The sequence below is a fragment of the Bradyrhizobium sp. genome (genome assembly GCF_035935975.1).
Taxonomy (GTDB): Bacteria; Pseudomonadota; Alphaproteobacteria; order Rhizobiales; family Xanthobacteraceae; genus Bradyrhizobium.
On sequence record NZ_DASYWN010000034.1, the window covers coordinates 21,155 to 32,494 of the forward strand.

Annotated in this window: 10 protein-coding genes and 1 tRNA gene; 1 reads left to right on the plus strand and 10 read right to left on the minus strand. The window is 64.7% G+C overall.

The genetic code is table 11. The features are described from left to right. Positions 1 to 3: 3 nt before the first annotated feature. From VGR99_RS17955 to VGR99_RS17975, 5 genes are all read right to left on the minus strand, one after another. Positions 4 to 2,334, minus strand: a complete 2,331-nt coding sequence (locus VGR99_RS17955; protein WP_326900086.1) for an acetamidase/formamidase family protein — start codon at positions 2,332 to 2,334, stop codon at positions 4 to 6. Between the two features lie 258 nt (positions 2,335 to 2,592). After that, the gene (locus VGR99_RS17960) at positions 2,593 to 3,834 is read right to left on the minus strand and encodes an acetamidase/formamidase family protein (RefSeq protein ID WP_326900087.1); all 1,242 of its coding nucleotides are present in this window, start codon (positions 3,832 to 3,834) and stop codon (positions 2,593 to 2,595) included. A gap of 49 nt (positions 3,835 to 3,883) precedes the next feature. Beyond that, positions 3,884 to 5,518: an amino acid ABC transporter permease/ATP-binding protein gene (locus VGR99_RS17965; protein ID WP_326900089.1), complete on the minus strand. Its 1,635-nt coding sequence runs from the start codon at positions 5,516 to 5,518 to the stop codon at positions 3,884 to 3,886. Continuing rightward, positions 5,518 to 6,399: an ABC transporter substrate-binding protein gene (locus tag VGR99_RS17970; protein ID WP_414645135.1), complete on the minus strand. Its 882-nt coding sequence runs from the start codon at positions 6,397 to 6,399 to the stop codon at positions 5,518 to 5,520. The genes VGR99_RS17965 and VGR99_RS17970 overlap by 1 nt, the downstream gene beginning before the upstream one ends. A 467-nt stretch (positions 6,400 to 6,866) precedes the next feature. Then, complete coding sequence (locus tag VGR99_RS17975) at positions 6,867 to 7,130, minus strand: hypothetical protein (protein WP_326900091.1); 264 nt, start codon at positions 7,128 to 7,130, stop codon at positions 6,867 to 6,869. A 274-nt stretch (positions 7,131 to 7,404) separates the two neighbouring features. On the opposite strand from VGR99_RS17975, the gene VGR99_RS17980 reads away from it, so the two are divergent. Continuing rightward, positions 7,405 to 7,599 (plus strand): hypothetical protein, encoded by a 195-nt coding sequence (locus VGR99_RS17980; RefSeq protein WP_326900092.1) that lies wholly within the window; start codon positions 7,405 to 7,407, stop codon positions 7,597 to 7,599. 72 nt (positions 7,600 to 7,671) lie between these two features. Here the strand turns inward: VGR99_RS17980 and VGR99_RS17985 are convergent, their stop codons facing one another. The 5 genes from VGR99_RS17985 to VGR99_RS18005 form a co-directional block, all read right to left on the minus strand. Beyond that, the gene (locus VGR99_RS17985) at positions 7,672 to 7,818 is read right to left on the minus strand and encodes a hypothetical protein (protein ID WP_326900093.1); all 147 of its coding nucleotides are present in this window, start codon (positions 7,816 to 7,818) and stop codon (positions 7,672 to 7,674) included. A gap of 1,283 nt (positions 7,819 to 9,101) precedes the next feature. Beyond that, positions 9,102 to 9,175: transfer RNA gene (locus tag VGR99_RS17990), tRNA-Cys, on the minus strand. A gap of 98 nt (positions 9,176 to 9,273) precedes the next feature. Beyond that, complete coding sequence (locus VGR99_RS17995) at positions 9,274 to 9,660, minus strand: hypothetical protein (protein ID WP_326900094.1); 387 nt, start codon at positions 9,658 to 9,660, stop codon at positions 9,274 to 9,276. Next, positions 9,657 to 10,418 (minus strand): ABC transporter permease, encoded by a 762-nt coding sequence (locus tag VGR99_RS18000; protein ID WP_326900095.1) that lies wholly within the window; start codon positions 10,416 to 10,418, stop codon positions 9,657 to 9,659. The genes VGR99_RS17995 and VGR99_RS18000 overlap by 4 nt, the downstream gene beginning before the upstream one ends. Before the next feature lie 153 nt (positions 10,419 to 10,571). Next, positions 10,572 to 11,312, minus strand: a complete 741-nt coding sequence (locus VGR99_RS18005) for a tRNA-uridine aminocarboxypropyltransferase (RefSeq protein WP_326900097.1) — start codon at positions 11,310 to 11,312, stop codon at positions 10,572 to 10,574. Positions 11,313 to 11,340 lie beyond the last annotated feature (28 nt).

The window sequence follows — 11,340 nt, forward strand, 5'->3', positions numbered from 1 at the left end:
TTGTTACGATGCGTCCTGAAACAGACGCTTGCTGAGGATGGCGTGCACGCCCCAATTGCCATCGACGACCTGCGTGACGCCGAAATCGACGGCGGCCGACATCAGCGCGATCGCCTCGTCCTCGCTGAGGCCTTTGGTGTTCATCAGGAAGCGCCGCATCTTGCGGAATGCGTCCTTCATGGCGAGGTCGAGCGAGGATTTGGCGTAGACCTCGCTCTGGCCCTGCGCGCCGAACTCGGCGAGGTAGTTGGGGTGGCTGAAGCCGGTCAGCACCCAATCGGTCTCGGTCTCGATCAGCGGATAAGAGAGATCGGCGAAGGGCCGGCCGGCCAGATCGGCCTTCTTGTGCAGGATCACCTCGAATGTCCCGGTCATCGAGCATTCGATCGCGGTGCCGCTGAGTTCGCCGTCGCCCTGCGTCGCGTGGGAATCGCCGACCGACAGCAGCGCGCCGGGAACCGAGACCGGAAGATAGACGGTCGATCCCTTCCCCAGCCGCCAATTGTCGAGATTGCCCCCAAAGTAGGACGGCGGCACGGAGTCGACGAAATCGACCTCGCGCGGCGCCACCGCGATCACGCCGAAATGCGGCCGCAGCGGAATGCGGATGCCGTCGAGCACGGCGTGCCGACGCTTGATCGTCGCGGGTGCAACGGGGATTCCGGGATAGTCGTAGGTGGTGTGCACGACGCCGAACGGATCGGTCTGCGGCTCCCAACGGTAGGAATACAGCGCGCGGGCATGCGGCTCCTCGGGATCGCCAAAAATCTCGTAGATGGTGACGACCTCGCGCGGCTTGGGGCCGCCGAGAAACTCGTTGTAGTGATAGCCCCACCAGGCCGCGACCGACGAGCCGAACACGCGCCCCGCGTGGTTCGGATTGCGGCTGGCGCGCGGCACGATGTCGAGGATGCGCACCTCGAGCACGTCGCCGGGCTGCGCGTCCTTCACTGCGACCGGGCCCGTGCAGATGTGCACGCCAAATCCCTCGCCGGCGCCGCGGCCGAACACGCTGGCATCCATTGGGCCTGCGCCGCGGCGATCGACGTTCTTCCTGTCGGCGGTCCAGCCGAACACGCTTTCGGCGCCGGGATCACCCGCGATCATCATCTCCGGCGCGTCGGAGGCGTGCTGAGTCAGCGTCTCGATGGTGATGGTGTCGCCCGAGGCAATTTCGATCTGCGGCGGCAACGAGCGGCTGAAATAGCCCCAATGGACGCGACTGGCCTCGACCGGGAGATGATGATGCCGGTGCTCCGCCGATGTCCGCTCCGCTGCACTGGCGCAAGCGACGTTGCTGCGGGCTTCCACGCTCTGATGCGCGCGCGGCTGCGCGAGCGCCTCCTGCGGCCAGCCGCGCTGGCCGGCAACGCCATGCTGCGAGGTCGCCCGCTCCGCTTCCTGCTGGCGGAATTCGCGCGGCGGCAGGCCGAAGCGATGGCGGAAGGCGCGGCTGAAATGCGCGGAGTCACCAAAGCCATAGGTGTAGGCGATCTCGGAGATCGAGCGGTGCGCTTCCGCCGGGTTGGACAGATCGGCCCAGGCCCGCTGAAGGCGCCGCTCGCGGACATAGTGGGTAAAGTTGTCTCCGACCGTCTCGAACAGCTTTTGCAAATAGCGCTCGGAAATCCCCTCGGCCTGCGCGACACGTGCGGGGACCAGCTCGGGATCGTCCAGTCGGCGCTCGATGGTCTGGCAGATCCGGTGCAGCAGCGCCGCCTGCGTTGCGCTCGATCCGGCATCGGATGTCGAGGACGCAAGCTGATGCGCGAGCGTCAGGAGCAGATCGACGAGTGACTGCGCGACAATATTCCATTCAGGGTCGCTCAATGTATCCAGCGCGCGCGCGGTTGCATCGAGCAGGCGCGCGAACACGTCGGCGAAGCCACCTGGTGGGACGACACGGGGCTCGCGGAGCCGCGGCTTGCCCGAGAGACGCCCGTGCAGCGCTTCCGAACTCACGGCCAGCACGATGGCGCGCATGTCGCGCTGGAACACGATGCTCCAGTCCCCGCTCCGCGGCAGCAGCACGAGATGGCCGACGGGAACGATGCGATGGCCGCCGGCGCTCTTGAGCACCATGCCGTCCTCGAGCGGCATCAACGCGATCGGAAGGTCTTCGTTGGTTTGCGAGAGCGGACCGACGGTTTGCGCACCCGCGGCCATCCGCGTCAGCGCGACGCCTGCGGCGCGGCGATGCGAAGCTGTCGCGTGCCCGTCCAGGAAGGAATGGCTGGTCGCCGGCTGCAAGCCGACCGCGGCCAGCACATCGCGCCAGGCCTCGGGGCGGTCGTCTTGCGCGTAGGACTCGCTCGTGAAGGGACGGAAGCTCATCGGATCCACCCAGATTGCGGTGGATCGAAGCAACCTCTGTGCCAGACGCGCGCGATCATCCGTCGCAGCGACGGGCCGCAAATGACCTTCCTTGTTCACGCCCTCACCCCGGAAATGGACTTTGCTTCAGAGTGTTAGAACCCAATGTCAAAGTTAAGCAGGATGCGTAGCCCGGATGGAGCGCAGCGCAATCCGGGACCCCCGTCGCTTGCGGCACGAATCCCGGATTGCGCTTCGCTCCATCCGGGCTACGACCCATCAATCGCACCGAAAGATGTTCTTGCGGATCGTGCCGTGGACGCCCCAATTGGCGTCGACGACCTGGGTGACGCCGAAATCGGCGCCGACCGACATCAGCGAGATCGCCTCGTCCTCGCTGAGGCCGTGCACGGTCATCAGGAACCGGCGCAGCTTTCTGAATGCGTCGCGCATCGCACGGTCGAGACTGCTGTGATTGGCAATCTCGGTCTGCGCATCGGCGCCGAGCGTGGCGAGATAGTTCGGATAGGTGAAGCCGTAGAACGACCAGGCGTGATCGGTCTCCAGCATCGGATGGTCGAGACCTTCGAGATTGGTGCCGGCGAGGTCTGCCTTCTTGTGCAGGATGAACTCGAAATCGCCGGTCAGCGAGGTCTCGATCGCGGTGCCGCCGAGCTCGCTGTCGCCCTGGGCGGCGTGGGGATCGCCGACCGAGAAATAGGCGCCCGGGACCGCGACCGGATAGAACATCCGCGCGCCCTTGCCGATGCGCCAGTCGTCGATGTTGCCGCCGGTATAGCTCGGCGGAATCGAGCTGACGAAATCGGCCTCCGATGGCGCAAGCCCCATGGTGCCGAAATGCAGCCGCGCCGGCACTTTCACGCTGGAGAGGATGTTCTCGCGCTTCCTGATGGTGGCGTGATCGACGCGGACGCCGGGATAGTCGATGGTCGGATGCACGATGCCGTCAGGGTCGGTCTGCGGGGTCCAGACGTAATTGTAGACCGCCTTGGCATAGGGCTCGCCCGAGGTGTCGAGCTCGAAGATGGTGACGACCTCGCGCGGCTTCGGCTCTTCAATGAGGTCGTGATAGTGAAAGCCCCAGTTCGCGGCGACGTTGGAGCCGAAGCAGCGGCCGGCGTGGCAGGCGCTGCAGCTCGGCCGTGGCCGGACGTCCAGAATGCGCACTTCGAGAATGTCGCCGGGCTCGGCGCCTTCGATTGCCACGGGCCCAGTGAGGAGATGCACGCCGATCCCCTCGCCTGCGCCGCGAATGAACGGACCTTCGACCGGGCCGGAGCCGCGGCGCGCGACCGCCTTGTGCTCGCGCGTCCACTGGAACACGCTCTCGGCGCCGGGATCGCCCTGGATCATGCGCTCATAATCGTCGTTGGCGTGATGGGTCAGCGTCTCGATGGTGGCGCGATCTCCGGAGCGGAGCGTCAGCGCCGGCGTGACCTTCTTGGAGAAATAGCCCCAGTGAACGGTTTTTGGCGAAACCGGCAGCGTGAAATGCTTCATGACGTGGCCTCATTAGGGAACGCGGTCTTGAACCTTGCGGAGACGGCGCTCATCGCACCGTCTCCGGAGTCTTGTCGGCCTCCATCACGCTGAGGAAACGCGCCGTCAGCGGATTACGGGGGTTGGAGAGGACCTCGTGCGCCGGGCCCTCCTCGATGATTGCACCGCCGCTCAGGAAAGCGACACGGTCGGCGACCTCGTCGGCGAAACGGATCTGATGCGTCGAGATGATCATGGTGAGGCCGTCGTCGATGGCGAGGCGGCGGATCACTTCCAGCACCTCGTTGACGAGCTCGGGATCGAGCGCCGAGGTCGGCTCGTCCAGCAACAGCACGCTCGGGTTCGGCGCCAGCGCGCGGGCGATGGCGACGCGCTGCTGCTGCCCGCCGGACAGATGCCGCGGCAGGGCATCGGCGCGATGCGACAGACCAACGCGGTCGAGCAGCTCGGTGGCGCGGCGGTCGGCATCGATGCGGGTCATGCCGTGGACCCAGCGCAGTGGCCCCGCGATGTTCTCCTTCGCCGAGAGATGCGCGAACAGATTGAACTGCTGGAACACCATGCCGACGCCGACGTTGGCGCGCTCATTGGCAATGGCACGCGGTGACAGCGGCTTGCCGTCCTCGCCAAAGCCGAGGCGGCGGCCGCCGACGCGCACGGTGCCGGCATCCCAGTTTTCGAGGTGGTTGATGCAGCGGAGCAGCGTGCTCTTGCCGGAGCCGCTGGGGCCGAGCAACGCGACCACCTCGCCGATGCGGACCGTGAGGTCGAGACCGGCGAGCACCTTTTGCGGGCCGTAAGTCTTGGTGAGCTCCCTGGCTTCGACCGCGATGTTGTTGCGTGCGATCGTCGCGGCGCGGCGGGCGCGCTCCTCGCGCGTCAGGGCCAGCGGCGGCGTGTCGGGCAGCTCCGCTGGGGCGGGCTCGGGATCAACAGCCGTTGCCTCCGCGAGCTCAAGCTTGGTGCCGAGTTCGACGCGGCGCCAGGGCAGATAATCGGCGAGCTTGCGCTTGCGCCCCATTGTGGGATTCTTGGCGCGGTCGAGATCAAGCAGCCATTCGACGAAGAGCTGGATGCCGCTGATCGTGGCCGTCAGCACGAGATAGAGCAGACCCGAGGCAAAGAAGATCGAGAAGAAGTCGAAGGTCGAGGACGCCAGCTGCGTCGAGCGCAGCGTCAGCTCCTGCACCGCGACGACGGAGGCCAGCGACGAATTCTTCAGCGCACTGACCGCCTCGTTGCCGAAGGCCGGGATCATGGTGCGGATCGCCTGCGGCGCGATCACCCGGCGCATCAGGACGGACGGCGTCATGCCGAGCGCCTGCCCTGCCGTCACCTGCCCGCGATCGACGCCGAGCACGCCGGCGCGCAGCATCTCGGCGATGAACGGCGCCTCGTTGCAGGCGAGTGCGAGGCCGGCCGCCAGCACCGCCGGCAGCTTGATGCCGATGTGCGGCAGCGCGTCGTAGGCGAACACCATCTGCAGGATCAGCGGCGTGCCGCGGAAGATCACGGTGTAGCCCCGGGCGATCGCCGCCAGGGGCCAGAAGCGCGAGAGCTGCATGCCGGCGAGGATCAATCCCAGGATCAATCCGCCGCCGAGCCCGAGGGCGGTCACCTCGAGGGTGAGCTCGATGCCCTCGAGCAGATAGGGCATGCTCAGGTAATGGAGGAACAGCGACATCAGTCAGCCGTCAGAATGTCCGGCTCCTTGAAATTGTTCACATCGAGCCCGTGCTTCTTCAGGAGCTCCATGTGCGTGCCGGCCTTCTGCACCTCGATCAGTGCGGCGAGCACGGCGTCGCGGAATTTCGGCTTGTCCTTGGGAACGGCGATGCCGACCGAATACGGGATCGTCACCGCGATCGCCTTCTCCAGCTTGTCCGGATAGGCCTTGACCGCGCTGTCGACCGTGTTGACGTCGTTGATGTAGGTGTCGGCGCGGCCGGCGAGGATCGCCTGGATGCAGTTGGCGTTGTTGTCATAGAGCTGGATGGTCGGCTCTGCCTTGCCCGCCTTCTTGCACTCGGGGATCAGGGCCTGGATCAGGGGCACCTCGACATAGCCGGTGTTCTCGGCTGCGGCCGTGCCGCACATCGACATGTTGATGCCGTTGATGCCCTTCGGATTGCCCTTGGCGACCAGCACGCCGTCGAACACCTTCGAATAGGTGATGAAGTCGGCGGCCTTGGCGCGCTCCTTGGTCGCATAGATGTCGGAGATGACGATGTCGGCCTGGCCGGCCGCGAGTGTGGTCAGCAGTGCTGCGAAGGTCACCGGCTTGTAGGTCAGCTTGAAACCGAGGCATTCGCCGATGGCTTCGCCGAGATCGATGTCGAAGCCGATATATTTGCTGGGATCCTTGGGATCGATGGTCTCATAGCCCGGCGTGTGCGGGTTGATGGCGTTGACGAGGGTCTTGCCCTTCCAGTCCGGATATTTCTCCTGGAGCGCGGCGCAGGCAGCGGGTGCGGCAGCCTGTGCGCTCAGTGGCGCAGCGGCGACCAGGCCGGCGGCGATGGCGGCGCCGAGCGCGAGCTTGCGCCATGGCAATGCGCGCGACATCCCCCGCTGCGCCTGGGACAAAACCCGTCTCTCCATCTCCAACTCCCTCGAATTGCCATGGCACTGGCCATGTTCCAAATCTCGGGAGCGAGCCTAGGTGGAGCGGCCCGCGAAAAGCTTGTCCGCGGGCGTACAAAAAATTGGACGGATGGGGCCTGCGATTTGGGCAAGGGGCTGCACAAAAACTGTTCGCGCGCGAGGCGCGCGACGGCCCGCAATTCCGAATTCGGGCGAACCAAATCATTGGAAATGACGCAGCAAACTGCGCGATCAGAGAATCAGATGATGAGGATGCTTGACGTAGATATGACAAAGGCTGGCGCAAATGCTGCGCAAAAAACGAGACAATTGCGTCCGATATCCACAGCACTCCACAGCCTGTCCGCAGCATATCCACAGGGCGACCATGCCGGATTCGCGAGGCCGCGCGGGATACTTGCTGCGCACAAACCCACAGGTCAGCCATGTCAGCCGCCGGCCTGATCGAACACGGTGCGGCAAGCTTCGCTCAAGCTTGATCGGTTACGGCGAAGGCAGGCCGTGATGGCGCGAACATTGGGGATCTCGCCGGCACAGAGCCTGTAGACGTCGGGGGTGCAGGCCCGGCGCTGCTCGGGGGTTCCCTGCTGCGCCTGGGCGGCTGTGGCGAACAGCGTGAGGAACAGCCCGACCGTCGAGGCGCGGCGCGCCCGGCTCTTCACACCTGCAAACCGCAAGAACCTTGCCTTCATGACCAAGTCTCCTGTCTGCCCTGCCCGCCCCCGGCCCTCGATGGCCGGTGTCGTGCGAAGGGGTAGGAGAAATAAATCGAGGGGGATGTGATCTCTTTCACACTGGGGCCGGCTGCGGGAACCGTAGGGTTCCACCGGGATTTCCGGGGCCGTCTTTAGACATTGCTAACCAACCGGGACCCGATCGCCGGATCGTTAAAATGCGAACGATCAGCTCAATCGGCTAACAAACCGGCTTTGCGACATTGCGCCATCCGCGTTCTGCGAGGGTGTAATGAGTGAAGCCGAATTCAACTTGATGCTGGATGCTGTGCGGGACGCCATGGTCTACGAGGATGTCGCGCCTGTGCCGGAGGAGGACTTCGTGCCCCGCTCGTGGTCGTACGCCGCAACGCCCAAAGCCGCCAACGACAACGAGGGCGCCTGGCCCCTGCTGCCGTTTCCCGACGGCTGGGATGCGGCCTGCTGAGGCCTCTCTTTCAACGTGACCCGACGCGCCCGCTTCATGCGGGCGTTTTGCTGTCGGCCGTCCCCGGCCTGATCAGCTCTTGACCCGCTCCTCGCCATCCTGCGGCGCCCGGTCCGGGGCCGTCGGCGGGAAGATGCTGTCGTAGATCGCGCGCGCCTCGGCAATGAGGCGGGCTCGCTCCAACTCGGATTTCGGGACAAATCGGACGATGTCGCCCACGTGGTCTCCAGCGCTCGTTGATGGAAAATGCATCACTTCGCAGATGCGAAGACTATGCCATCCCGCCTGAATCGCAGGGTTCCGCCAAGCCCCGGGCAAACCCGGTGCGCGCCGGTCGGCAAGCCGCGTCGGCGCGCCTGCGCACGGATCAAATTTGTTCTGGAATATCAGGATGTTGTGATGGAGGCCACGACCAGAATTGAACTGGTGTACACGGTTTTGCAGCCTGGCAGCGCGGAATTATGATAACCCGTTGGAACTGACGAAAAATTGCCAGCTGTCGCCGATTGAGGTGAGCACTTTCTTAATTGGAGGACGACTTAAAGTAGGAAGGACAGGGCCGGAGGTTGCCCCACCATCCGCTTCCCTCAATGCCGACGCCGATCAAACAGTCACCAACGTTTTCGAGTGGGACCTTTAGTCCATACCGCTCCCCGTTTGGAGCCCCGTCCGTCGTGTACCGAATTGATTGTCCCGACGACGGATCCTTTGGAATGAAATCGAGGTACCGGCCGCCCACGAGTGCGGTACTCAGATCCTCCACTGAATTGTTCCGAAATGGATGCGGGAAAGCGCCATTAGATGCGCGGTATCGCTCCAGCGCGGCTTGCAACGTTCTCGCTTGACTTATTCGCGTGGCGTCCCGCTGCCTCGATGCAGCCACATCTGCGAGACCATTGGCTTGCCCATCAGCGCTTGATGAAACGGCGGCGGCGCGGTCCAGTGCTGACGTTAGCTCGACTTGCCGCTCCTCCAAGGCACCAAGCCGCTCCGCAACAGACCGCAGAAACTCGTCCTCTCTATACACCAGTGCTCGCCGCTGAACTTCGGAAAGCCCGATTCCGATAACGTTCAGGACCACAAGGCCAAGCAGGATTGAACGCGCTGAAAATTGGGGCGCCATAATTTCGGGTTCCTGAATGAAAGAGACCGTTAGCCGGAATCGCGGGTGTGCCTGCGCCCCCCGTGAGCGACGCCGACGCTTCGGTCCCGGACTACCCTGAGTGACCAAGGTCAGCAAGATCCCAGCGCTTGATGGGCAAAGGTCAACGAGATTCTGATCGGCAGCAACGGCACGACATCGACCAGCTCGCGCGCCCCCGATCAATCTCGTCGGTGCCCCACGTCACCACGGCCAGCGCCAGCACGCCGACCGCGGCCGGGTTACCCCTGAGTCAAATTGATTCACCCCGAACGGCGATCTGAGCCCGGTTGGGATTACTGACGAAAAACTGACGAGGAAGGGATCACTTAAGAAAGCGCTTCTAAGTCATTGATTTTATTGGAGGCCACGACCAGAATTGAACTGGTGTACACGGTTTTGCAGACCGTTGCGTAACCACTCCGCCACGTGGCCCCGTAAGGGCGGAGCAATATAGGGGATCAATGGGTTAGGCAACCGCCTTCGTCCGGCTTTGGCAGCGACTTTCAACCGCTTGATGGGAATGACGAACGCTACGCCTTCCTCCCGCCATTGCCTGCGAGATATTGCGCAAGAATGGCGTCGGTGGCGCCTGCCGCGGTCATCCGGCCCTCCTCCAGCAGAATCGCGCGGTTGCAGGTGCTCTTGATCAGCTCGATGTCGTGCGAGGCCAGCACCAGGATGCCGGCCCGGGCGACGATCTCGTCGAGCCGCTGCCGCGCCTTCTTGCGGAACTGCTGGTCGCCGGCGCGGATGTCGAGGCTGACGCCGTTCAGTGCGGAGACGATGTGCGGCATCGCCGCTTTCCGCCGCAGCGTCACGGCGCTCGCGAAGCGGCTGCGCAGCGAGCGGTCGCGGAACGACAGCACCGGAAACGTCACGGAGGCGTTGCGCAGCACGATGTGGGCCGTGGTGCTCATGCCCGCCTCACAACCAATACGCCACGCGATGGCGGTAGCGCGTAGCAGAGCAGGCCGATGATCGCGGCGACGCTCGCATAGACGATCCCGAGCAGCCATTGCTCCGGATCGGTCGGCTGCGACAGCAGCGGCCTGCGCACGAGATCGAGCAGCGTCGCGAACGGATTGGCGCGGATCAGCCACTGAAACGCCGTGCCGCGCACGGTCTCCTCGGTCCAGATGATCGGCGTCAGGAAGAAGACGAATTGCAACCCGCTGACGATCGCCGAGCCGATGTCGCGGAAGCGCGCGCAGAGCATTCCGAGCGCGACCGAACCGCCGAGCAGCGCGGTGAGCAGGATCGCAAAGCCGGGCACCGCAAGCAGCATGGTCCAGTGCACCGGCCAGGGCATCACGATGTAGAGCAGCACGACGATCACCAGATGATGCGCGAAGATCAGGACGTTGCGCGCGATCATCTGGAGCACGTGCACGACCAGCGGCGCCGGCACGGCCTTGATCAAATGGCCGGAGGCCACGAAGATGTTGGAGCCTTCCTGCAGCGTGGTGGCGATCAGGGTCCAGACGATCAGGCCGACCGCGAAGGGCGGCAGGAAGCCGACAATGTCCTGCTTGAACAGGGCCGCATAGACGGTGCCGACGCTTCCGATCGTTGCGGCGAGCGTCAGCGTGATCCAGAGCGGGCCGATCACGGTGCGCCGGTAGCGCAGCGAAATGTCCATCAGCGCAAGCGTGCGCCAACGATCGAGCCGCGTCACCTGTGCCAGGAGTTCCTTCGCTGCGGCCTGAATACGACTGCCCCTTCCGCGTCCGGTAGTCCGATGCCGCGCAGGATGGCAGGCTTATCGGCCGATCGTCTCTACCGCATGCCTTCCGCGGGCAATCAACCGGATGGATGAGGATGGCCGAGATCAGGCGCGTTTGCCGCGCCGGACATTGCGTCGGCGGTCCTTGGTCACAGGCTTTGGCGCCAATTCCGGCATCTCGGCCTGGACCTCGCGGTAGCGTGCCAGCATCCGTTCAAAACTGGCGTGCAGGGTCTCGGCGATATCGGGGCGCCGCTCGAGGCCGGCCAGGATCGAGGCGGCCGCCTCGATGGTCGAGAGTCCGTCGCGACGCGGCTCCTTGCGCAGCCGCCCGTACCGCGAGGGGTGCTTCGGATTGAGGATCACGCGCTGGCACTTGAGCATCCAGGGATTGCGCCACCACAGCGCCTTGGCCTGGCTCCAGGTGCCGTCGAGCAGCACCACGCCTTCCAGCTTGCCAAGGCGCGTACGCTGGTTATCCGCGACCTCGCCCTTGCGGTTGAGCGCCACGATCTCGCCTTCCGCGTCGAGATCGGCCGCGCGCGCCGAGCCGAGATAGAGCACGGCCCAGTGCGAGGCGTTCTCGACCGGCCGGCCCAGCGCCTTGGACAGGCTCGGCCAGGACAGGCCGACCCGCACGGTGGCGTCTTCAAAATGCTTCGCCAGCAGCCGCGCGGTGCCGAGCGCCCTGTCCTGCTCCTGCGGATGCTGGAGGATCAGAAGCGAAAGCCGGTTTTCGATCGGCGTGACGCTGTCGCAGATGCAGAGCGGCATCGGCTTCTGGCAGTGCGGGCATTCGGGGATCGGCTCGGGCGCGGCGGCCGTGGTCTCGGGCGAGTGTGACATGGTCGCCGCTATACGCTCTGCGCGGCGC